Origin of the sequence: Corynebacterium sp. HMSC055D05, from assembly GCF_001810365.1 — a bacterium.
Lineage (GTDB): Bacteria > Actinomycetota > Actinomycetes > Mycobacteriales > Mycobacteriaceae > Corynebacterium > Corynebacterium coyleae.
This window is the reverse complement of record NZ_KV801080.1, coordinates 39837-62822: the sequence shown is the minus strand read 5'-3', so window position 1 is coordinate 62822 and position 22986 is coordinate 39837. Positions and strand designations below refer to the sequence as shown.

The window sequence follows — 22986 nt, the reverse complement described above, 5'->3', positions numbered from 1 at the left end:
ATAACTTTAGGTGGAGTTCGGGGCAGTTATCCACAGATTTTTCTTCGCCCCTTGTGGTTGTGTGCTGGTGCGCAGAGGATTCGGCCCATGACTCTTGAAATCTCAACACGCACAGCACCCGTCGCCCGCGGCCTCACCCGAACGTTCACGCCGTTACCGTTTGCGCAGGTGGGGGTGTCGCGGACGGCGGAAGCGTTGTCGTCGATACGCAACAGCACGCACATGCTTATCGACGACACCACCGCCCACCTCAACACCCACCTTGATTCCATCGCGCGCTTTGCCCGCGCGGTGGAGGGCGTGGACGCCGACCTGGAAGCGAGGCTTGCGCCATGAGTGTTGCCACGTACCGTCCGGCGCTGGACGCGGCGGAACTCTCGGCGGCAGCGGCCGCGTTGCGCCTCGCCTCTGATGCCGCCCGGGAGCGCGCCGAGCATGTGCCAACCTCACGCGAGGCGTTAGCGTCCACCGGGTTTCGGGGTGTGGCGGCGGATGCGGCGTACGCGCGGTTAGATGCGTTCGGGTCTGTGTTTGCGCGCGGTGCCGACGACTTGGCCACGGCGGCGTCGTTGGTCGCCGCTGCGGCGGGGCTGCAACGGCAGTTGGACGAGGCCGCCATGTTTGCCACCCGCTACCTGCACTCGCGCACCGTGTTGTGGCTCAACGCGATGTCGATGGCGCTGGACCTGGAACTCGCACGGTCCTTGTTGCGCCTTGGCGGGCACGAGCAGGACTACGACCCGCTGTTCGCCCACCCGGATGAGTCGTTTCAGGACCTGCACGCGCGTCATGTGCCGACCTTGCCCGCCGCAACCCTCGAGGTGGTGGAGGCCGCCGGCGGCACCGTTGTAGAGGCGGGCCCTGCATCCACCACCGTTGTCGTCGGTGATGTTGTGGACCCGGCGCGGGTGATCACCATGGTGGCCGGCGCGACCACGGGCGCGCCGGCAAAGTTGGAGGGTGAGTTGGCAAAGGCGTCACGGTTGGCGCAGCAGACCGGTGCTGCCGTGGTGGTGTGGCAGGGCTATGCGCCACCACGCTCGGTGCCGCGGGCGGTCTCTCCCCTGCGTGCTTCGGCCGGTGCGGATGATCTGGCGATGTTTCAGGCGGCGCTTGAGGAGCGCTTCCCGGACGCACAGAAGACCGTCGTCTCCCATAGTTACGGCACGCTGCTGGCCACCACGGCGGCGCGCGACCATGGACTTATAGCGGATGACTTATGGGTCCTCGGCAGCGCCGGCGTCGCAGGCCAGCACGTTTCCGAGCTCACACTTGCGGATGAGTACGCCACCGTTCACGTCGTCGATTCACCCCAGGACCCCATCCTGTTGCTGCGCTCTGGACCGTCGGCGGTGCTCGGTGCGTCGCCGTCGTATGTAGGGTGGGGCGCACAGCGCGTGGAGGGCGTGCGCGGCGGGCACTCCGACTACTTCACAGACCCGGCTTTTGTGTCTGCTTTGCAACAGCGCGCAAGCACAACTTAAGAAATGGCGTTACCATGGCGAACGTTTAAAGAAACTACCTTTAGGAGTCTGATAAACCATGGCAAACTTTGCAGAGCAAGTCGTCGAGCGCCTCGAGGCCCTCGGCATTAAACGCATTTACGGTCTGGTGGGCGACTCGCTCAACCCGCTTTCTGACGCCGTGCGCGAAAGCGACATCGAGTGGGTCCACGTCCGCAACGAGGAAGCCGCAGCGTTTGCTGCCGGTGCAGACTCGCTAGCCACCGACGAACTCGCCGTCTGCGGCGCGTCCTGCGGCCCGGGCAACACTCACTTCGTCCAGGGCCTGTTCGAGTCCCACCGCAACGGCGCGAAGGTACTCGCCATTGCATCGCATATCCCGACGGCCGAGATCGGTTCCTCCTTCTTCCAGGAGACCCACCCGGAGATGCTGTTCCAGGAGTGCTCCTCCTACTGCGAGGTCGTCCACACCGCCGACCAGGGCATGCGCGTGCTGCACAACGCCCTGCAGAACACACTCGCCGGCAACGGTGTGTCCGTGATGGTCGTGCCTGGCGACGTGTTCGCCGCCGACGTTGCCGACGGTCCTCACACCGCCGACTCCGTCTACGCCACCGGCAAGGACAAGCGCGTCTACCCCGACCCCGCTGAGGCCGCACGGCTTGTCGAGGCCATCAACAACGCCGACAAGGTCACCCTGTTCTGCGGCTACGGTGCACGCGACGCCCGCGACGAAGTCTTCGCTTTGGCCGAGAAGATCAAATCCCCGATCGGCCACTCCTTCCGCGGCAAGATGTACTTCGAGTACGACAACCCTTACGACGTCGGCATGTCCGGCCTCCTTGGCTACGGCGCCTGCCTCGACGCCATGGAAGAGTCCGACCTGTTCATCATGGTCGGCACCGACTTCCCCTACACCGACTGGCTGCCCGAGGAAAACGTCGCCCAGATCGACATCAACGGCACCCACATCGGCCGCCGCACCAAGGTCGACTACCCCGTCGTCGGCGACGTCAAGAGCGTCATCGAAAACATCCTCCCCCACGTCGAGGAGAAGAAGGACCGCAAGTTCCTGGACAAGATGCTCAAGCGCCACTACCAGCTGCTGGACCACGTGGTGAAGAGCTACACCGAGGAAGCCTTCGAGTCGAAGAAGCCGATCCACCCCGAGCTCGCAGCCTCCGTGCTGGACAAACTTGCCGACGACGACGCCTACTTCACCGTCGACACCGGCATGTGCAACGTGTGGTCCTCGCGCTACCTCACCCCGAACGGCAAGCGCGACGAAGGCGCATCCTTCCTCCACGGCACCATGGCCAATGCTCTGCCCATGGCCATCGGCGTCCAGGCTGCACAGCCGGACCGCCAGGTCATCTCCTGGTCTGGCGACGGCGGCCTCGGCATGCTCATGGGCGAACTGCTCACCATCAAACTGCACCAACTGCCGGTGAAGGTGATCTGCTTCAACAACTCCTCCCTCGGCATGGTCAAACTCGAGATGATGGTCGCCGGCATGCCCTACTTCGGCACCGACCACGAACAGGTCAACTTCGCCGAGATCGCCGACGGCGTTGGCATCAAGTCCTTCCGCATCGAGGAGCCCGAGGACCTCGAGCCGATGCTTAAGGAAGCACTTGCGTACGACGGCCCCGTAGTCGTTGACATCGTCACCGACCCCGAGGCGCTCTCCCTGCCACCGGGAATCACCTGGGACATGATGAAGGGCTTTGCCAAGTCCGGCGCCCGCACCGCCTTCCTCGAAGGTGGCGTCGGCCGACTGTTCAACCTGGCCAAGTCCAACCTCCGCCACATCGGTGGTGCTGCTGCCATCGAGTTCGGCGGGTAGGTTGCGGTAGTTCGAACGCGCGATAAAGCCCGCGCTGCCCTGTGATGGGTAGCGCGGGCTTTTCTTGTCTGTCGTTGCCGCCGACTAGGCGTCGGGGGTGAGGTTGCGGCGACGGCGTCGTCGTGAAGCAGCTGGCTCCCATGCCACGACCGCGGTGGAACGCGGCACGTGCACCAACTCGCCACCACGGCGAGAACCGTTGCGCAACTTCTGGCGCAACTCCTCGTTGTGGCCGCGCTGGGCATCCAACTCGTCCTGCAGTTCCTCGATCTGCGCGGAGAGCTCAATGATCGTCTTGATGCCCGCCAGGTTCACGCCTTCCTCCTGGGAGAGGTACTGGATGCGGCGCAGCATCGAGATGTCGCGGCTGGAGTAGCGGCGACCGCCCCCCTTGGTACGCATCGGGGTGACCAGGCCGAGCCTGTCGTAGGTGCGCAGGGTCTGGGCGTGCATGCCGGTGAGCTCGGCGGCGACAGAGATGACGAAGTATTCCTTCTCTTCTGCCATGGTTACACCTCCTTTCGCCGTCTAGCGCTCGGACCAGCCGGCGCGCGGGTCAAAGCCGGAATCCTTCTCGGCCTGGGCGTATGCGCGCAGTGCACTGGTTGCGGACGGGTCGAGATCCTTCGGCACTTTCACCTCGACGGTGACCAACAGGTCGCCGGCGTTGCCGGAACGCTTCGGGATACCGCGGCCACGCACGCGCAGGGTGCGACCATTCGGGGTACCTGCGGGAACCTTGACCTTCACTGGGTTGTCCAGGGTCGGCACCGCGATGGTGGCGCCGAGGGCGACTTCCGCAAAGGAGACGGGGACCGTGACTTCGAGGTCGTCGCCGGAGCGGGTAAAGGTGTCGTCGCTACGCACATGCACAGTGACGAACAAGTCGCCGGCGGGAGTGCCGTTCGGGCCTGCCTCGCCTTGACCGGCGAGGCGCACCTTCTGACCATCGATGACGCCTGCGGGGATGCGGACCGTGATCGAACGGGTACGTCGGACGGTGCCGGTGCCGTTGCATGTGGTGCACGGATCCTCGATGACTTCACCGGTGCCGTGGCAGTTCGTGCAGGGACGTGCCATGCCGAACGCGCCGGAGTTCTCCCGGATGAAGCCGGAGCCGGAGCAGACCTCACACGTGTGCGTCTTGCCAGACTTCGAACCGGAGCCGTGGCAGGTGGTGCACGGTGCGTCGCCGGTGAGCTCGACGGGGAACGTCGTGCCCTTGGCTGCTTCGCGGAAGTCGAGGGTTATTTCCGTTTCGACGTCGGCCCCCCGCGACGGCCGAGCGTTCCTGCCAGCACCGCCGCGGCCGCCAAAGAAGCCACCGAAGATATCACCAAGGCCGCCGTCTCCAGCTTGTCCACCAGTGGCTGATCCGAAGATGTCCGAGAGGTCGAATTCCGTTTCCGTGCCGCGAAACCCGCCCGGAAAACCGGACGCTCCTCCCCGCCCGAACCGGCCAAAGCCGCCCGAGCCGATCATGGACTTCAACTGGTCGTATTCTTTGCGCTTCTGCTCGTCGCCAATAACGTCGTACGCTTCCGCGACCCGCTTGAACTTCTCCTCGGCCTTCTTGTTGCCGGGGTTCGAATCCGGGTGGTTTTCGCGTGCGAGCTTGCGGTACGCCTTCTTAATATCGGCCTGGCTTGCCGTCGACGACACACCTAAGTCGCCGTAATAATCCTTGTCGGCCCATTCCTGTTGCATAGCCATCTCGCACCCTCCTTTCGCTGTAAATCGGTGTGGAGTTGTTGTCTTCTAAATTTCGTTCACTAAATAATCTAAGTAAAAAGGCCGGGGATCAGGCCGCTTCTTGTTTGCGTGTACCCATTCCCCGGCCCTGCCACCAAGTTGTTGTTACTCGGTGGTATCGGCACTTTCGGCCGGATCGGCGATGATCACCATGGCGTTTCGCACCAGGCGGTCACCCACCGTGTAGCCCTTGCGCAGCACCGTTCCCAGAACCTTTTCATCGCCCTGGGACAGATCCTGCACGGCCTCGTGGACCTCCGGGTTGAACTCGTCGCCTTCGGCACCGAACTCCTTCACACCCTGGCCAGCGACGATGGAACGGAACTTATCCGCGAAAGCCTTCAGCGGGCCTTCTTCCAGGTCGCCGTGCTGCTGGGCGAGATCGAGATCGTCGAGAAGCGGCAGCAGGTCGGTGGCAAACTTTGCCTTTGCGGTGGTGGCAATCTCGCCACGCTCACGCGCGGTGCGGCGGCGGTAGTTGGCGTATTCGGCGCTAACACGCTGCAGGGACTCGGTGCGCTCTGCGAGCTGCAACTCGATGTCGCTGACCGCGCCGTCACCATCGACGTCCGGGTCTACCTCGCCGTCGGCGATCTGCGCTGCGCCTTCCAAGTCCTTCAACTCAGCTTCCGCGGCAACAAGGGGGTCCTCGTCCGTGGACAGTGCCTCGGACTCAGCCGCCTCGTCGGCCAGGGCTTCCGCCTGATCCGGGGAGACGTACTGTTCGTCCGTCGCCTCCGGATTACCCGGGTTGTCGGGCATCTGCTCGTTGTTCGGGTTCGTCATCAGACGTCGCCTCCTTACACGTACTGGGTTGGATTACTTGTTGTCGGCGTCGGTGTCGTCGTCCTCGACAACCTCGGCGTCCACAACGTTGTCGTCGCCAGCATCAGCCTGGGTAGCACCCTCGTTGGCCTGAGCCTCGTAGAGCGCAGTGCCCATTGCCTGGGACTCGGTGGTCAGCTTCTCCACTGCAGACTTGATGGCATCCAGGTCCTCGCCCTTGAGTGCCTCGTCGACAGCATCGGCAGCCTCGGTGACGCGGGTCTTGATGTCCTCGGAGAGCTTCTCGCCGTTCTCGTCCATGAACTTGCGGGTCTGGTACGCCATGGTCTCCGCGTTGTTGCGGGTCTCCTGCTCCTCGCGACGCTTCTTGTCCTCGTCAGCGTGAGCCTCGGCGTCCTTGATCATGCGATCGATCTCTTCATCAGACAGACCAGAGCCGTCCTGGATCTTGATCGTGTTCTCCTTGCCGGTGGCCTTATCCTTCGCGGACACGGACACGATGCCGTTGGCGTCGATGTCGAAAGTGACCTCGATCTGCGGAACACCACGCGGTGCCGGAGCGATACCTGCCAGTTCGAAGGAGCCGAGCAGCTTGTTCGCGGAAGCGATCTCGCGCTCACCCTGGAAGACCTGGATCTGCACGGACGGCTGGTTGTCCTCAGCCGTGGTGAAGGTCTCCGAACGCTTCGTCGGGATGGTGGTGTTGCGCTCGATGAGCTTGGTCATCACGCCACCCTTGGTTTCAATACCGAGGGACAGCGGGGTGACGTCGAGCAGCAGCACGTCCTTGACATCGCCGCGCAGGACACCAGCCTGCAGAGCAGCACCCAGAGCCACAACCTCGTCCGGGTTCACGGACTTGTTCGGCTCCTTGCCAGTGAGCTCCTTGACCAGATCGGACACAGCCGGCATACGGGTCGAGCCACCAACCAGAACAACGTGGTCAATGTCACCGACAGACATGCCAGCATCCTTGATCACCTGGTTGAACGGGCTCTTGGTGCGATCCAGCAGGTCGGAGGTGATCTTCTGGAACTCGGTGCGGGTCAGGGTCTCGTCGAGGAACAGCGGGTTCTTCTCTGCATCAACCGTGATGTACGGCAGGTTGATGGAAGCCTGCTGTGCAGACGAAAGCTCAATCTTTGCCTTCTCCGCAGCCTCGCGCAGACGCTGCATAGCCATCTTGTCCTTGGACAGGTCAACGCCGTTCTGGGACTTGAACTTGTCCACGAGCCACTCGACTACGCGGTTATCCCAGTCGTCGCCGCCGAGCTCGTTGTCACCAGCGGTAGCCAGTACCTCAACAACGCCATCGCCGATCTCAAGCAGGGACACGTCGAAGGTGCCGCCACCGAGGTCGAAGACCAGGATGGTCTCTTCCTTCTCAGCCTTATCCAGGCCGTAAGCCAGTGCCGCAGCGGTCGGCTCGTTCACGATACGCAGGACGTTCAGGCCTGCGATCTGGCCAGCTTCCTTGGTGGCCTGACGCTGAGCGTCCTCGAAGTAAGCCGGAACGGTAATAACAGCCTCAGTGACCTCGTCGCCCAGGTAAGCCTCCGCGTCGCGCTTCAGCTTCTGCAGCGTACGAGCGGAAATCTCCTGCGGGGTGTACTTCTTGCCATCAATATCTACGGTCCAGTCCTCGCCCATGTGACGCTTAACGGAGCGGATCGTGCGATCGACGTTGGTCACCGCCTGGTTCTTTGCAGACTGACCAACAAGCACCTCACCGTTCTTCGCAAAAGCTACAACCGACGGGGTGGTGCGGGAACCCTCAGCGTTAGCGATAACTACCGGCTCGCCGCCCTCAAGGACGGAAACAACCGAGTTCGTGGTGCCAAGGTCAATACCAACTGCGCGTGCCATAAGAGTAATTCCTCCTGTTGGAATGTGGTTTATCAGTAAGTTGATGCGCTTCGACTCAACTTGACGGCCACCACTATAACACCGGCGGACACATCCTTGAGCCTGTTGCACTCAATCTATGTAACGGCACTGTACCCAAAGTTGTTCCCACTCGACGCAACTTTATTTGTTTCCGCAGGTAGAAGCACGCAAAAACACCCTCACCGACCGGGAACATAAGTGGGCGGTGAGGGTGTCGTCGCTAAGCAAATGCTCTTAGAACAGGCCGGTTTCCTTCTCGGAGTAGGACCAGAGGAGGTTCTTGGTCTGCTGGTAGTGGTCGAGCATCATCAGGTGGGTTTCGCGGCCGATGCCGGACTTCTTGTAACCACCGAACGCCGCGTGAGCCGGATAGGAGTGGTACTGGTTCACCCACACACGACCCGCTTGGATCGCGCGACCCGCCTTGTATGCGGTGGTGCCGGAGCGCGCCCAGACACCGGCGCCGAGACCATAGATGGTGTCGTTGGCAATGCGGATGGCCTCGTCGAAGTCCTTGAACGTGGTGACGGACATGACCGGGCCGAAGATCTCCTCCTGGAAGATACGCATGTCGTTGGTGCCCTTGAACACGGTCGGCTCGATGTACATGCCGTTTTCCAGGCCCTCAATCTTGTTCACGCCGCCGCCGGTGAGCACCTCAGCACCTTCCTGGGGCCCAAGCTCGAGGTAGGACTTGATCTTGTCCATCTGCTCGGTGGAGGCCTGCGCACCCATCATCGTTTCGGTGTCCAGCGGGTTGCCGGTCTTGATCTGCTTGACGCGCTGCACACCCAGCTCAAGGAACTCGTCCGCAATGGACTCATGCACCAGCGCACGGGACGGGCAGGTGCAGACCTCCCCCTGGTTCAGAGCGAACATTGCGAAGCCCTCGATGGCCTTCTTCTTAAAGTCATCATCCTTGGCAAAGATGTCCTCGAAGAACAGTGCCGGGGACTTGCCACCAAGCTCGAGGGTGACCGGGATGATCTTGTCGGCCGCGGCCTTGTTGATGATCTTGCCCACCTCAGTTGAGCCGGTGAACGCGATCTTGGCAATGCGGTCAGAACCAGACAGTGCCGCGCCGGCCTCGTCGCCCATACCGTTGACAATGTTCAGCACACCCGCCGGAATGAGGTCGCCGATCAGATCCATCAGATACAGGATCGACGCCGGGGTCTGCTCCGCCGGCTTGAGCACGATCGCGTTACCTGCAGCCAACGCCGGAGCAAGCTTCCAGGCCGCCATGAGCAGCGGGAAGTTCCACGGAATGATCTGGCCAACAACGCCGAGCGGCTCGTGGAAGTGGTAGGCGACGGTGTCGTCGTCAATCTGGCTCAGACGACCTTCCTGTGCACGCAGCGCGCCTGCGTAGTAACGGAAGTGGTCAATCGCCAGCGGAATATCGGCAGCGAGCGTCTCACGCACAGCCTTGCCGTTCTCCCAGGTTTCCGCGACGGCGAGCTCCTCAAGGTGCTCCTCCATGCGGTCCGCGATCTTCAGCAGGACGCCGGAACGCTCCTGCGGGGAGGTCTTCCCCCACGCGGGTGCGGCCTTGTGTGCGGCGTCGAGCGCCAGGTTGATGTCGGCTTCCTTACCGCGTGCAACCTCGCAGAACACCTCGCCGGTGACCGGGGTGATGTTCTCGAAGTACTCGCCATCTACCGGCGGAACCCAGTCGCCACCGATGTAGTTGTCGTAGCGCTTACGGAACTTGACGTTCGAGCCCTCGGTGCCAGGGTTGGGAAACACAGTCATCGTTGTGGCCTTTCTCGGTCGTGGAATGAATTGTGGGCCACACTACACCCAAATCTCTTTGTGGTCTAGGACAACTTCCCCTTGCGCGCACTTTTCGACGACCCCACGCCCCTTCCCCTTATGCATAACCCCACATCTCTGACACAATGACCACGTGAGTGAACGTAAAAAACCAAAATATGTGGGAGCTCTGGACACGGCTGTAGACCCGATCCAGACACTGCCCACCACGGCCGACGCCGCCCAAGACCTCTCCCGCGAGCCGGTCGACCGCGGCGAGATCATCGCCTCCGACGGCCGCACCGCCGCCGCGTGGGCACTGCGCTTCATCATCGTTGTCGCAGCCACGGCCATCCTTCTCTACCTGCTCAAATGGGTCTGGATGGGCCTTCTGCCGATTCTTCTAGCACTGATTGTGTCCACCGTCCTGTGGCCACCGGTGCGCTGGATGCGCGACCACAAGGTCCCCGCATCCCTGGCCACGTTCATCACCCTGATCGGATTCTTCGGCATCATCGGCGGCATCTTCGTCGCCATGGCGCCAACCGTGAAAAGCCAAGGCAGCGAGCTCGCACGACAGGCCGAGCAGGGCGTGAACCAGATCGTCGATTGGCTGAAAGAGCGCGACCTCGAAGTCCTCGAGCCGGAGCAGATCCAGCAGACCGTCGATCAGGTCACCGCCTTTGCCAAGGGCCAGGCCTCCAACATCGCGTCGGGAGTGTTCTCGGGCCTGGGCGCGATTGCGTCGGTAGGCACCACGCTCGCACTGACGCTCGTGCTCACCTTCTTCTTCCTCAAAGACGGCGACCGCTTCCTGCCATGGGTGCGCAAGTACACCGGCGTGCGCGCTGGTTGGCACCTCACCGAAGTGTGCAGCCGCTCCTGGAACACCCTGTCCGGATTCATCCGCACCCAGGCCATCGTGTCCGGTGTTGACGCCTTCTTCATCGGTCTCGGCCTACTGTTCCTCGGCGTGCCACTGTGGCCGGTGCTCGCGGTGATCACGTTCTTCGCCGGCTTCATCCCGATCGTCGGTGCGATTTCTGCAGGCGCTCTGGCGGTGATCATCGCGTTGGTGTCCAACGGGTTCATGAACGCCGTGTTCGTGCTCATCCTCATCATCGCCGTACAGCAGCTGGAGAGCAACGTTCTCTCCCCGATCCTGCAGTCCCAGGCGATGGGCCTACACGCCGCCGTGGTCCTGCTCGCCGTCGCTGTCGGCGGCACCCTGTTCGGCATCGTCGGCGCGTTCCTCGCGGTTCCGGTTGCCGCTGTCGCCGCCGTGTGGCTGCGTTACTGGGCTGAAATGGTTTCGCTGCGCTCCGGCGAGATCACCGCCGACGAAATAGCCATGGCCACCCAACAAACTCAGACCATGGATTCCAAGGAATCCTTCCTCGCCGTGCGCGACCACATGATGCGCCTGGCCAAACGCGAGAAGGAGCCCGTGAAAGAGGGGCTTGGCTCCACGCGCGTCCCGCTTGACGACGACACCCCGTCCGACATCGACACCAACCCACCCGGTCGCCTCCCCGGCGTGAACGACGAAGACTAGGTACGGTGGTGTGCCGCAATTGGTTATCGACGAAAGGAAATACCAATGGCCGATCTGAATAACAAGACCATCGCAATCCTCGCGACCGACGGCTTTGAAGATTCCGAACTGACCTCCCCGAAGGAGGCCGTCGAACAAGCCGGCGCAACCACCAAGGTCGTCTCCACCGAAACCGGTGAGATCGAGGGCAAGAAGGGCGCCAAGGTCGCCGTCGACGTCACCACCGCCGATGCCAAGGCTGCCGACTACGACGCCCTCATCCTCCCGGGTGGCACCCTCAACGCGGATGCCATCCGCGTTGATTCTGACGCCGTCGCCCTGGTCAAGGCGTTCAAGGACGCAGGCAAGCCGATCGGCGTGATCTGCCACGGTGGCTGGATCATGACGGATGCCGACATCTTGAAGGACGTGAAGATCACCTCCGTTGCCAACGTCAAGACCGACCTGGTCAACGCAGGTGCCGAGTGGGTCGACGAGGAAGTTGTCATCGACTCCGGCGTCATCTCGTCGCGCACCCCGGACGATCTGCCGGCCTTCAACGCCGCACTCGTCGAGGAGTTTGCAAAGTAACTTCTGCGAGGTAGCTGCTTTTAGCCCGCTGGCGCGTTTACGCCGGCGGGCTTTCTGCATGTCTGGGAGCTGTTCGGAGCGGATCGTCTAGCTCGCCTCCGATGCTGCTAGACGATTCGCCCCTAAATGAAAACCAGTTGCAACTTCACCTGGGGAAATTCAGCGCGGAATGCTTGATCGTCTAGTCCGGCAGAAGGTCTAGCTAGACGATCCGCCTGCCACGACCGATCATTCAACGCCGAGGGCCACTTTGACTAGGTGGGCAGCGAAAGCGGGCAAGGCAACACCCTCGGACCGGGCGTGCGATTCGAGCTCCTGCGCATCTTCCGGCAGTCCCACCTTCGCGGCCCCCTGCAGTGCCTTCTTGTCGAAGACCGGCGCCAACTCCGGCCACACCCCCTGCGCCTCGCGGGCGAACATGGTCGCGCAGGCGTAGCCGGCGGCGCCGAAGATGCGGATCAATTGCGAGCGCGGCGCTTCAACCAGTGCAGATGGTGAGGTCAGGCCGGCGTCGAACAGTCCGCGTGCGGCGTCGACGGCGACGGTGGCGCGTATGGGCTTCGCTTGCAGCATGCACAGGACGAGGAGCTGGAAGAGGGACGTGGGGTCGTCGTCAAGCGAAATGCCCGCGTCTTCAGCGAAGGTGCTCACGCAGGGCTTCTTCGAGTTCCACGCGGGCGCGCTCGAGGGCTGCTTCCCAAACAGCGGAGGCGCCTTCGTCGGCGGAGTCCGAAACCTGCTTGAGCAGGGTCAGCGGGACGCCAAAGGTGGAGCAGACGGCAGCAAGCGCGTAGCCCTCCATGTCGACGAGTTGGCATTCCTTGGCGAGCTCGTCGCGAAGATCAGAGCGGTTCACAAACGCATCACCGGTGGCCAGCTTCGCCTTCGGCAGGTCGGTGAGGGGTTCGAAGTTGAACCAGCGTGGGTAGACAAAGTCGGTGATGTCGGAGGTGCCGCCGACTTTGAAGTCGTGCTTGACGGCGTCGGAAATTTCGTAGACGCCAGACTCGAGGTCGACGAGCGCGCCGGCGGTGCCGACGTTGATCACGCGTGACGGCAGCGGGCCTTCGGAAAGGCGGCGGGTCAAGGCGATTGCGGCGGGCAGAGTGCCGATGCCGGTGATGAGTACTTCGTGGTCGCCCCCGGACATGATGTCGGCGGCTTCTTCTTTCATGGCTGCAACGATGAGCAAATCAGACATAGTTGCTTATCGTATGCGGGCAGGCTGTGGCTCCACCACTGTTGCGCCTTCGCGCTCGGATGCGGCGCGGGAGTTGGCGCGGGCGCGTTGGATGCCTCGCCAGGAGAGGGCGGCTCCGATTGCAACGATAAGCAAGCGGACGACCCAGAGTCCGCTGGTCATGCCGGCATACGACAAGACGACGGGCAGGTTCAGCAGCACGATCAGGGTGCCGACGACGCCGCCGAGCGCGATGGGGTTCATACGGCTGACCATCCACGCGCCGATGGGCGCGGCGATGACGCCACCGATGAGCAGAGCCAGCACGCCCGCGAGATTTGCGACGAGGTCACGCCACATCCCAACCGCGAACCCGAGTGTTGCGGCGAGGGTGACCAGGAACTCGGCGGTGTTGACGGTGCCGACGATGCGGCGCGGCTCGGCACGCCCTGCGGTAAGCAACGTGGAGGTGGTGACGGGTCCCCAGCCTCCGCCGCCGGTGGCGTCGATGAATCCGCCGAAGAGCCCGAGGCCTGCGAGGAAACCGCGAGAGTGAGGCTTCGTGGCGAGTTTGCGTTGGGTGAGCCCCCGGGCGAAGCGCAGCATGAGGTTCAGCCCGATTAGCGCGAGGATCAGCGACATCACCGGACGTGCCGCTTCGGTGGAGAGTCGCACGAGCACGGTTGCGCCGAGAAACGCCCCGATGGCGCCGGGGATGCCGATTGCGCAGGCGGTGCGCCAGTCCACGTTGCCGAAACGCGTGTGGGCTACGCCGGAGGCGAGTGTGGTGCCCAGTTCCGCGGTGTGGACAACGGCGGAGGCAGCGGCCGGAGTGATACCGGCGAGCGCGATGAGCATGGTGGAAGAGGTGGCGCCGAAGCCCATGCCGAGGCCGCCGTCGACAAGTTGCGCGGCAAGACCTGTGACTGCGATGAGCAGCAGTGTTTCGAGTTTGTACATGTCAGGCGCCTTTCTCGGCGGCGCGGTATCGGTTGGCGACGATCCGCGCGAGGTCTGTGGTCAGCGGCCCGGATGCCGGCAGGTGGTCTGGGATCCGGTCGAGCAGGGTTCCGTGGGTGACAAACAGTGGGAGCACATGCGTATCTGTGAAGCGCCGCTGACCACGCGTCGCCGACACCACTGCCGTTTCCACCCCGGCACGCTTGGCCACTTCGGCGGCGAGGCGGTCGTAGTTGGCGGCTTGTTCAGGGTTGGAGGTGCCGACTGGGAAAAGGGTTGCGTGGGTGGCGGTGGGGTCGTCGATACGCAAGCGGCGCGCAAGGACATCGGCGATGTCGCTGCCGGTACCGAGCGGCTCGGCGAGCACGAGGTCGCAGTGCTGACGGGCTTCGGCGAGGTGGCGCGGCACGTCGATTTTGGCGTGGAATGCGCGGGTGAACAGCAGCGGAACCACAATCGCGCGCGACGAGGAGACGGAGGCGGCTGCCTCGGCGAGGGTGGGTGTGTCGAACTCCAGGTGGGCGTCGGCCCACTCCACACCGAGTTGCGTAGCCGCGGCTTGGGTGAGCGCGCGGATGCCTTCCTTGGCGCGGGGGTGTCGCGAGCCGTGGGAGAGGGTGATCAGCGCGGTCATGGTTATTACCGCAGTCGCTTTCCGACGAGCCCAGCCGCCAGCGTGTTGCCAGTTGACTGGTCGACGAGCAGGAAGTTACCCACCGCACCGCGGGCGGCGTACTGCTCGACGGGCAGTTCGTCGGCGGTGTGGATGGTCACGTGTGCGATGTCGTTGAGCGCAACCGCCTCGGGTGCGGTGTTGTCACCGTCGGCGCCGTCGATGTCCAGGACGCGATCCACGCTGGCCACGCGGGCGCGGACGAACGCGGTGCCGATGCGGAGCTTCACGGCCTGGCCTGCGCGCAGGTCCTTCTCGTTGAGGCCGACGACGGTGGCGTCGAACTCGCGTGTGTCTTCTGGTCGAGTGTGCGTGGCCAGCAGGTCGCCGCGGGTCAGGTCGATGTCGTCGGCAAGCCGCAGCGCAACGGAGTCGCCGGCATGGGCGGTGTCCACGGGGCCGTCGGCGGTGTCGATGCCGGCAACGGTGGTGGTGCGGCCGTAGGGGGCGAGGATCTCGTCGCCAACCGTGATTGAGCCGGCGTTGACGCGGCCGGCGTAGGCACGGTAGTCGGAGGCGTGTTCACGCAGCACGACCTGGATGTTGAAGCGGAAGTCCAAGTCATCGGCGCGGCCGTGTTGCACCGGGATGCTCTCCAGCAGATCGAGCACCGTCGGGCCGGTGTACCAGGGCGTCGCGTCGCTGCGCTCCGCGACGTTGTCGCCGCGCAACGCCGAAATCGGTACCACGTGGGGGTCTTCGATGCCCAACGCTGCGGCCTTGGCGTCGAATTCGGTGCGGATGTCGTCGAAACGCTGCTGCGAATAATCAACGAGGTCGATCTTGTTCACCGCCAAGATCACGGTGCGCACGCCGAGCAGTTTGGCCACGGTGAGGTGGCGGATGGTTTGTTCGACGACGCCGTTGCGGGCGTCGACAAGCAGCACCACCACTTGCGACGTGGACATGCCAGTGACGGTGTTGCGTGTGTACTGCACGTGGCCAGGGGTATCGGCGAGGATGAACGTGCGCTTGTCGGTGGCGAAGTAGCGGTAGGCCACGTCGATGGTGATGCCCTGCTCGCGCTCAGCGCGCAGGCCGTCGACCAGCAACGACAGGTCCAGGCCCTCGAAACCGCGGTCGGCGGAGGTGCGCTCCACGGAGGCGAGTTGGTCGGCGAGCACCGACTTGGTGTCATGCAGCAGGCGGCCGACGAAGGTGGATTTGCCGTCGTCGACGGAGCCGGCGGTGCACAGGCGCAGCGTCTCGCGGGCGGACAGCGCGGCGGTGGCAGTTTCGGCAGCGCCGGTTTCAGGGGCGTTTTCGGAGGTAGCAGCGGGTGCGATGGTTGGGGCGGTCATCAGAAGTAGCCTTCCTTCTTGCGGTCTTCCATGGCGGATTCGCTCAGGCGGTCGTCGGCACGAGTTGCGCCGCGTTCGGTCAGGGTGGAATTAGCGATCTCGACGAGGACCTCGTCGATCGTTTCGGCGTCGGAATCGACCGCGCCGGTGCAGGACATGTCGCCGACAGTGCGGTAGCGCACCCGGCGCGTGTGAAGCTGTTCGCCGTCGCGAGGCCCGCCCCATTCGCCGGGGGTGAGCCACATGCCGTCGCGGCTGAACACTTCGCGGTCGTGGGCGTAGTAGATGGATGGCAGTTCGATGCCACGCGCGCCGATGTACTCCCACACGTCGGCTTCGGTCCAGTTGGAGATTGGGAACACGCGAACGTTTTCGCCGGGCAGAGTCGCGCCGTTGTAGAGGTCCCACAGTTCGGGACGTTGGCGGCGCGGGTCCCAGCCACCGAAGGAGTCGCGGACGGAGAAGACGCGTTCTTTGGCGCGGGCACGTTCTTCGTCGCGACGCGCCCCGCCCAGCACGGCGTTGTATCCGACCTCGGCGATGGTTTCCACCAGCGGCACGGTTTGCAGCGGATTACGGGTGCCGTCGGGGCGTTCTTGCAGGTCACCGCGGTCGATCCAATCCTGCACATGCGCGACTCGCAGACGGAGCCCATGCTTATCGACGACACCATCCCGGAACTCAATCACCTCCAGGAAGTTATGCCCCGTATCCACGTGCAGCAGCTCAATCGGCGGCTTAGCCGGGTAAAACGCGCGGCGCGCCAGCTCCAGCACCACGCAGGAATCCTTCCCGCCCGAAAACAGCAGGCCAACCTTGTCGAACTGCCCCGCCACCTCACGGATGATGTGGATCGACTCGTTTTCTAAATCCTTCAGGTGCGGCGATAGCTGCGTTGCCGTTGCCGTTGCTTGCGTCATTGTGTTGCTCCTTGTTGTCCGGTTGTTGCGCTATTCGGCTATTCGTGCAGACCGCACTCTGTCTTGGTGGCAAACGCCCAGCGCCCGGCGCGTGGGTCCTCCCCTTCCGCCACGGGCAGGGTGCAGGTGGCACAGCCGATGGAGGGGTAGCCCTGTCGGGTCAGCGGGTGGATAATCAGGTCGTTGTCGCGCTCGAATGCGGCGGTGTCTTCCAGGGACCAGGTGACCAGCGGGGAGATCTTCAACCGGCCGGTCGCATCGAGGCTGAGCGCGGGCGTGTCGGCGCGGGTGGGTCCGTCGGCGCGGCGCAGCCCCGTGATCCAGCCGGCGTACGGGCTCATATGCACCGCCAGCGGCTCGACCTTTCGCATGCGGCAGCACGCACCCGGGGCGCGCAGGTACAGGTTGGGCCCGTACGTCTCGTCCTGCTGTGCGCGGGTCAGTTGCGCCTTCGCTCTCACCAGGCGGTGTGAGGGGTAGCGTGCCTCCACCTGGTCGGCCACCTCAAGGGTTTCCGGGAAGTGGTACTCGGTATCCAGGAACAGAAAGTCCGCGCCGGGCAGGTGACGCTGCGCAAGTTCGGCGAGCACCGTGTTTTCCATGGACAGGGTCACCACCAGCGGCCCCGGCGCGTACTCGTTCGCCCACTGGAGGATCTCGGAGGCGGGGGCGTTGTGGAGTTTTGCGGCCCAGTCGTCGACAAGCAATGCGTTTTGCTGCGCCACCCTGTGTGGCAGCGGCGATGTCGTTGTCGGGCCGTCGGGGCTGATATCGGGATCGCGGAAGTTGCTGGGCTGGTTGAGCAGGTTGATCATTGGTTGCCTTTCAATGCGCCGGTGTGGCCGTGGCGTGCGAGCGAGGCCTGCAGCGCTTCTTCCGTGGATGGCGCCTTCGACGGCGCGCCTTGCGGGTCGTCCTGTCCGTGGAACTTCACCTCGAAGATGCGGAGGCATTCGCAGCACTTCCACGCGAATTCGGTCTGTTCGTTCGGCCACAGGTCCTCGCCACCGCAGTAGGGGCAGAAGGTGGGAAAGTTGCGGTTCGGGTTTGGTTCGCGGCGAAAGCTCATCGCAGGTCCTCCTCGTCGGCGCGCGCGACCCAGTCGCGGAAGGTCTCAGCGCCTTCACGCTTATCGACGAAGCGCTGCACCACCCGGGCCACATACTCCGTCAACTCACTGGACAACACCTTGTGACCACGCAGTTTCCGGCCAAAGTTCGCGCCCTCGCCGATCGTGCCGCCAAGGTGCACCTGGAAGCCCTCGACCTTCTCGCCGTGGCCGTTGTCCACCATCTGGCCCTTCAAACCGATGTCGGAGACCTGGTGGCGGGCGCAGGCGTTCGGGCAACCGTTGAGCGAAATGGTGATCGGCGAGTCCAGGTCCCCGAAGCGCTCCTCCAACTCATCGGCGAGTTCGATGGCGCGGGACTTGGTGGTCACGTGCGCCAACTTGCAGTACTCCAGGCCAGTGCACGACAGCAGGCCGCGGCGGAATTCGGAGGGCTTGGAGTACAGGCCCATCTCCTCCAGGTCCGCCTGGAGGTTTGCTGCGGTGTCTGGCGCAACCCCGAGCAGCAGGACCTCCTTGAACGGGGTGAAGCGCAGATCCGTCACGCCGTACTTCTCCGCCAGGTCAGCCAGGGCGATGAGTTGCTCGCCCGACATGTGGCCAAGCGTCGGCTTCACACCGATGTACAGGTTGCCGTCCTTCTGCTCATGCACACCAATGTGGTCGCGGTCTACCAGGTTGTTCGGGGCGTGCGGGCCGTCCGGGAGCCTGTACCCCAAGTAGTCCTCCTCGAGGATCTGGCGGAACTTCTCCACACCCCACTCCGCAACCAGGAACTTCAGGCGGGCCCGGTTGCGCAGGCGCCGGTAGCCGTAATCGCGGAAGATGCGCACAACGTTCGCCCACACGTCCGGGACCTGCTCGAGGGTGACAAAGGCGCCGAGGGATTGTGCCAGCATCGGGTTCGTCGACAAGCCGCCGCCCACATAGCACTCAAAACCCGGGCCAAGTTCGGGGTGCTCGACACCGATGAAGGCGAGATCGTTGATCTCGTGGACCACATCCTGGCGTGCGTTGCCGGAAATGGCGGACTTGAACTTGCGCGGCAGGTTTTGGAACTCGTCTGCGGTAACGATCTCCTGGATCTGCCTAATCGCGGGAGTGGCGTCAATGATCTCGTCCTTGGCAATACCTGCCACCGGCGAGCCCAGGATTACGCGCGGCACATCCCCGCAGGCATCCCAGGTGTTCAGGCCGTTAGCCTCGAGCTTCTCCCAAATCGCCGGGACGTCCTCGATGCGCACCCAGTGGAACTGGATGTTCTGCCGATCCGTCAGGTCCACCGTGGAGCGGGCGTAATCGCGGGACAACTCCCCGACGGCGCGGGCTTGCGCGGTGGAGCAGATGCCTCCGTCGAAACGGATGCGCATCATGAAGTACTTGTCCTCAAGCACCTTGTTGTCCTCGCCGGTGAACTCGCCACCCAGGTTCTGTTTGCGCTGGGTGTACAGGCCAAGCCACTTGAAGCGCGGGTACAGGTCCTCGCGATCGATCGAGTCGAAGCCGCCCTTGGAATAGGTATCGATCACACGCTGCTTCACGTCGAGGACCGGGGACGCCTGCTTGATTTCTTCATCGTGGTTGAGCGGCGCGGTGCCGTCGATAAGCCATTGCCCCTGCGGCTTCTTTGCGCGCGGTTTCGCGGTTTTCGTTGGTGCGGTCACGGGCCCTCCAAAAAGTAGACCGATCGGTTCGGCTATGCGGTTAGTTCTGGCGTTGGTGAGCAAGCATGCCGTACCGCCCTGTCTAGCACAACCAAATCCACGAAACTGCCGGTTAATGGCGTGAATGTAATAGGTTGACCGTGTCTATCAAGGTCCGTTTTACTTGTCCCGCGAAACACGAATGTAAATCACTGAAACTTTAAGACCGCTCTGTCTATGCGCTATAGTGTCGGTCATCGAAAAAATTCCCCTTTTGCGAAAGGACCATCACCCATGAGCTTGCGCGTCGCCGTCATCGGCGCCGGCCCCGCCGGCATTTACGCCTCTGACCTGCTCATCCGCAACGAAGAGCACGATATTCACGTCGACCTTTTCGAGCAGATGCCCGCCCCGTTCGGCCTCATCCGCTACGGTGTTGCGCCCGACCACCCGCGCATCAAGGGCATTGTGAAATCCCTGCACAACGTGCTGGACAAGGACAAGCTGCGCCTCATCGCCAACGTGACCGTCGGCCGCGACATCACCATCGACGAGCTGCGCGACTACTACGACGCCGTCGTCCTCTCCACCGGCGCTGTACGCGACCGTGAACTGCTCATCCCGGGCGGCGATAAGTCCATCGGCGCTGGCGAGTTCGTCGGTTTCTACGACGGCAACCCGCGCTTCGAGCGCGATTGGAACCTCGAGGCCAAGGAAGTCGCCGTTATCGGCGTGGGCAACGTGGCCCTGGATATCTCCCGCGTGCTGGCCAAGACCGCCGACGAGCTCGCCGTCACCGAGATCCCGGACAACGTCTACGAGTCCCTGAAGAAGAACCAGGCCGAGACGGTCCACATGTTCGGCCGCCGCGGCCCCGCCCAGGCGAAGTTCACCCCGAAGGAACTGCGCGAACTCGACGAGTCCGACACCATCCAGGTGCTCGTCGACCCGGAGGACATCGACTACGACCAGCTCTCCGAAGAGGTCCGTCGCGCCGACAAATCCATCGACCTCAACTGCCAAGTGCTTGAGCAGTACGCCATGCGCGAGCCGGACGACTCCCCGCACAAGATCTACATCCACTTCTTCGAGGAACCGGTCGAGGTGCTTACCGACGACGCCGGCAACATCACCGGCCTACGCACCGAGCGCCAGGAACTCGACGGCGAAGGCGGCATCCGCGGCACCGGCAAGTTCACCGACTGGCCAGTCCAGCAGGTCTACCACGCCGTCGGCTACCGCTCCGAGCCTGTCGAGGGCGTGCCGTTCGACCTCGAGCGCCACGTCATTCCTAACGACGGCGGCCGCGTCCTCGTCACCGCCGAAGAGGGTGCCGCACCGGAGGAGAAGCTGTACGTCACCGGCTGGATCAAGCGTGGCCCGGTCGGCCTGATCGGCAACACCAAGTCGGACGCGAAGGAAACCACCGACATGCTCATCGCCGACGCCGACGCCGGCAAGCTCGCCGCACCGACCCACACCGGCAAGGACGAGATCCTCGACCTGCTTCGCGAGCGCGGCATCGACTACGCCACCTGGGCCGGCTGGTACAAGCTCGACGAGGCCGAGCGCGCCCTCGGCGCCGCCGACCCGACCTTCCCGCGCGAGCGCAAGAAGATCGTCGAGTGGGAAGACATGCTGGGTCACTCCCGCGCCGGCGAGTAACGCCGGCGCCCCGGCGCTCCGGCGCCCCCGTGGCGTGCGCCAGAAGCGCGCCTCGTCATGTACACCGAATCGACACGTCCACGCGACGTGTCGATTTTTTGTCGCACAATCGACATGACGCACCCCGCGCACCGTAGCGGCCCCCACAGCCAAAAAGGCGATATCGTCTTTTGCACCGATCGGCGAGACGCGACCTGGGGTTTTGCAACGGCGCACCCTGTAAAAGACGATATCGTCTTTTGGGCAGTCGCGGTGCCACAGCAGCACGGCAGGTCACAGCAGCGCAGCAGCACGCCACAGCAGCGCGAACCCGATATCGGGGTTTAGCGTCGGGTCAGCACCTCGAGCGCTGCCGTGTTCAGAAACACCTTCGACCGCCCCGCCTTCTGTTCTTCGAGGATGCCGGCCTCGACCAGCTGCGACAGCCACATCGATGCTGTCTGCCGCTTCGCCAGTCCCGCATCGATCACGTCCGTGATGCGGACATACGGCTGAACGAACAGCAGCTCCGCCAGTTCGGCTGCTGGCGAGATGCCGGCTTCGCGGACACGGGCGGTGGTGGTGTCCTGGAGGGTGCAGAGGTCGTCGATAAGCAAGCTTGTGCTCCGGGCCGACTCAGTCACCGCGTTGACCATGAACAGGATCCACTGCTCCCACCCACCGTCTGCGGTGACCGCGCGCAGCAGCCGGTAATACTCCGCTTTCCTATCGACGATCGTCCCTGACAGATACAGCACCGGCAGTGACAACACCTTCTCTTGCAGCAACAACAAGATGTTGAGGATGCGGCCGGTGCGGCCGTTGCCGTCGTAAAACGGGTGGATAGCTTCGAACTGGTAATGCGTCACCGCCATCAACACCAGCGGATCCAACCCGTGGTCCGAGTAGATGTAGCGTTCCCACGCCGAAAGGTGGCGTTGCAGCACGTCGAGGCCTTCGGGTGGGGTGTATGCGCGCGTGCCCGTGACCGGGTCGCCGATGTAGGTACCCGGTGTTGAGCGGAGCGTGGCCTGCCCACCCTGCAGGGTCGAGCACACCTCAACCGCAACCTTCTCCGACACCGGCCTATCCGCGATCAGGTCCACGCCGCGCCGCAGAGCATCGCGGTAGCGCAGCGCTTCCTTGGTTGCCGGCGTAGGCTCCGGATCGATGCTCCACTGAGCCCGGAACAGCTCATCGTTCGTGGTCACAATGTTTTCGATCTCTGTCGATGCCTGCGCCTCACGCAACGGGATAGTGGAGGTGATGATCTCCGGGTTCGGGATCAACCGGCATGCGGTGTTGAGGGCGGCCAGTTCGCTGCGGGCGTCGATAACAGCCTTGAGCACCTTTGCGGTCTCAAGCGTGTGCTGTGGTGGCAGCGGCGGAAGATCGTTGTACGGCTTCGCAGGGTCGAACGCCGCTGTGTTTCCAGTCATGTCGAAAGAATAAACACGTCCGCGCGACGTGTCGATTTTTTGTTGCAAAATCGACATGACGCACCCCGCGGACCGCTGCTACAACCACAGCCCAAAAGGCGATATCGTCTTTTGCACCAATCACCGAGCCGCGACCTGGGGTTTTGCAGTGGCCCACCCTGCAAAAGGCGATATCGTCTTTTAGGCAGCAGCACGCCAGAAACGTCTACACTTGCCCGGTTACCTACAGAAAGGGCACCCACGTGGATCTCATCCGCTTAACCACGCGGTTTGGAAAACGCTACGCGCCGACGATTGCGCTGGTGATCGTGCTCCAGCTGGTCACGACCCTGGCCACGCTGTACTTGCCGGATTTGAACGCGGACATCATCAACAACGGTGTCGCGCAGGCTGACGTGCCGTATATCTGGCGGGTTGGCCGCACGATGCTGGTGGTGGCGCTGGTGCAGGTCGTGGCGGCGATCGGGGCGACGTGGTTCGCATCCAAGGCCGCGATGAAAACGGGCCGAGACATCCGCGCGGCGGTGTACGAGCGCGTGACGG

21 protein-coding genes and 1 pseudogene are annotated in these 22986 nt (G+C 63.4%); 7 read left to right on the top strand and 15 right to left on the bottom strand.

What is annotated here, in order from left to right; genetic code table 11:
- The first annotated feature begins 87 nt into the window (after window positions 1-87).
- From HMPREF2734_RS11870 to HMPREF2734_RS09905, 3 genes are read left to right on the top strand one after another with little or no spacing between them, the layout of a single operon-like run.
- Window positions 88-336: a hypothetical protein gene (locus HMPREF2734_RS11870; RefSeq protein WP_070423272.1), complete on the top strand. Its 249-nt coding sequence runs from the start codon at window positions 88-90 to the stop codon at window positions 334-336.
- Window positions 333-1484 carry an alpha/beta hydrolase gene (locus HMPREF2734_RS09910; protein WP_070570719.1) on the top strand — a complete coding sequence of 384 codons (1152 nt, stop codon included), beginning with the start codon at window positions 333-335 and terminating at the stop codon, window positions 1482-1484. The genes HMPREF2734_RS11870 and HMPREF2734_RS09910 overlap by 4 nt, the downstream gene beginning before the upstream one ends.
- A 58-nt stretch (window positions 1485-1542) precedes the next feature.
- On the top strand, window positions 1543-3309 hold the full coding sequence (locus HMPREF2734_RS09905; RefSeq protein WP_070570717.1) for a pyruvate dehydrogenase: 1767 nt from the start codon (window positions 1543-1545) through the stop codon (window positions 3307-3309).
- A gap of 84 nt (window positions 3310-3393) precedes the next feature.
- Here the strand turns inward: HMPREF2734_RS09905 and HMPREF2734_RS09900 are convergent, their stop codons facing one another.
- The 5 genes from HMPREF2734_RS09900 to HMPREF2734_RS09880 form a co-directional block, all read right to left on the bottom strand.
- Window positions 3394-3816: a heat shock protein transcriptional repressor HspR gene (locus HMPREF2734_RS09900; protein ID WP_070484720.1), complete on the bottom strand. Its 423-nt coding sequence runs from the start codon at window positions 3814-3816 to the stop codon at window positions 3394-3396.
- Between the two features lie 21 nt (window positions 3817-3837).
- On the bottom strand, window positions 3838-5022 hold the full coding sequence (gene dnaJ, locus HMPREF2734_RS09895) for a molecular chaperone DnaJ (protein WP_070570715.1): 1185 nt from the start codon (window positions 5020-5022) through the stop codon (window positions 3838-3840).
- A 144-nt stretch (window positions 5023-5166) separates the two neighbouring features.
- Complete coding sequence (gene grpE / locus HMPREF2734_RS09890) at window positions 5167-5847, bottom strand: nucleotide exchange factor GrpE (protein WP_070570713.1); 681 nt, start codon at window positions 5845-5847, stop codon at window positions 5167-5169.
- 33 nt (window positions 5848-5880) lie between these two features.
- The gene (gene dnaK / locus HMPREF2734_RS09885; protein ID WP_070484726.1) at window positions 5881-7713 is read right to left on the bottom strand and encodes a molecular chaperone DnaK; all 1833 of its coding nucleotides are present in this window, start codon (window positions 7711-7713) and stop codon (window positions 5881-5883) included.
- A gap of 255 nt (window positions 7714-7968) precedes the next feature.
- The gene (locus HMPREF2734_RS09880) at window positions 7969-9489 is read right to left on the bottom strand and encodes an acetaldehyde dehydrogenase ExaC (protein ID WP_070452545.1); all 1521 of its coding nucleotides are present in this window, start codon (window positions 9487-9489) and stop codon (window positions 7969-7971) included.
- 154 nt (window positions 9490-9643) lie between these two features.
- Here HMPREF2734_RS09880 and HMPREF2734_RS09875 point away from each other — a divergent pair, with 154 nt between their 5' ends.
- Window positions 9644-11044: an AI-2E family transporter gene (locus HMPREF2734_RS09875; RefSeq protein ID WP_141750473.1), complete on the top strand. Its 1401-nt coding sequence runs from the start codon at window positions 9644-9646 to the stop codon at window positions 11042-11044.
- 45 nt (window positions 11045-11089) lie between these two features.
- Window positions 11090-11614, top strand: coding sequence for a type 1 glutamine amidotransferase domain-containing protein (locus HMPREF2734_RS09870; RefSeq protein WP_070423283.1), 525 nt, complete (start codon window positions 11090-11092; stop codon window positions 11612-11614).
- Window positions 11615-11842: 228 nt separating this feature from the next.
- On the opposite strand, the gene HMPREF2734_RS09865 is transcribed toward HMPREF2734_RS09870, so the two are convergent.
- Genes HMPREF2734_RS09865 through HMPREF2734_RS09825 form a run of 9 tightly spaced genes read right to left on the bottom strand, consistent with a single transcriptional unit; the run spans window position 11843 to window position 19381 of the window.
- A complete protein-coding gene (locus HMPREF2734_RS09865; protein WP_070570709.1) occupies window positions 11843-12265 on the bottom strand; it encodes a hypothetical protein in 423 nt (140 codons plus the stop codon).
- On the bottom strand, window positions 12249-12815 hold the full coding sequence (locus tag HMPREF2734_RS09860; protein WP_070484734.1) for a nucleosidase: 567 nt from the start codon (window positions 12813-12815) through the stop codon (window positions 12249-12251). The genes HMPREF2734_RS09865 and HMPREF2734_RS09860 overlap by 17 nt, the downstream gene beginning before the upstream one ends.
- Before the next feature lie 6 nt (window positions 12816-12821).
- Window positions 12822-13754, bottom strand: coding sequence for a sulfite exporter TauE/SafE family protein (locus HMPREF2734_RS09855; RefSeq protein ID WP_070570707.1), 933 nt, complete (start codon window positions 13752-13754; stop codon window positions 12822-12824).
- Window position 13755: 1 nt separating this feature from the next.
- Entirely contained in the window at window positions 13756-14388 is a 633-nt protein-coding gene (locus tag HMPREF2734_RS09850) for a sirohydrochlorin chelatase (protein ID WP_070570705.1), read from the bottom strand.
- A 5-nt stretch (window positions 14389-14393) separates the two neighbouring features.
- Complete coding sequence (locus tag HMPREF2734_RS09845) at window positions 14394-15728, bottom strand: sulfate adenylyltransferase subunit 1 (protein ID WP_070570703.1); 1335 nt, start codon at window positions 15726-15728, stop codon at window positions 14394-14396.
- Window positions 15728-16648, bottom strand: a complete 921-nt coding sequence (gene cysD, locus HMPREF2734_RS09840; RefSeq protein ID WP_070570701.1) for a sulfate adenylyltransferase subunit CysD — start codon at window positions 16646-16648, stop codon at window positions 15728-15730. The genes HMPREF2734_RS09845 and cysD overlap by 1 nt, the downstream gene beginning before the upstream one ends.
- A 38-nt stretch (window positions 16649-16686) precedes the next feature.
- Window positions 16687-17463, bottom strand: a complete 777-nt coding sequence (locus HMPREF2734_RS09835; protein WP_070570699.1) for a phosphoadenylyl-sulfate reductase — start codon at window positions 17461-17463, stop codon at window positions 16687-16689.
- Window positions 17460-17717: a hypothetical protein gene (locus HMPREF2734_RS09830; RefSeq protein WP_070452160.1), complete on the bottom strand. Its 258-nt coding sequence runs from the start codon at window positions 17715-17717 to the stop codon at window positions 17460-17462. Before HMPREF2734_RS09830 ends, HMPREF2734_RS09835 begins: the two co-directional genes overlap by 4 nt.
- Complete coding sequence (locus HMPREF2734_RS09825) at window positions 17714-19381, bottom strand: nitrite/sulfite reductase (RefSeq protein WP_070570697.1); 1668 nt, start codon at window positions 19379-19381, stop codon at window positions 17714-17716. The genes HMPREF2734_RS09830 and HMPREF2734_RS09825 overlap by 4 nt, the downstream gene beginning before the upstream one ends.
- Before the next feature lie 273 nt (window positions 19382-19654).
- On the opposite strand from HMPREF2734_RS09825, the gene HMPREF2734_RS09820 reads away from it, so the two are divergent.
- Complete coding sequence (locus tag HMPREF2734_RS09820; RefSeq protein ID WP_070570695.1) at window positions 19655-21025, top strand: FAD-dependent oxidoreductase; 1371 nt, start codon at window positions 19655-19657, stop codon at window positions 21023-21025.
- Window positions 21026-21348: 323 nt separating this feature from the next.
- On the opposite strand, the gene HMPREF2734_RS09815 is transcribed toward HMPREF2734_RS09820, so the two are convergent.
- Entirely contained in the window at window positions 21349-22443 is a 1095-nt protein-coding gene (locus HMPREF2734_RS09815; RefSeq protein ID WP_246815451.1) for a Fic family protein, read from the bottom strand.
- A gap of 242 nt (window positions 22444-22685) precedes the next feature.
- Between HMPREF2734_RS09815 and HMPREF2734_RS12105 the strand changes: the two are divergent.
- Window positions 22686-22986 (top strand): annotated as a pseudogene (locus HMPREF2734_RS12105) (ABC transporter ATP-binding protein); the annotation flags it as partial.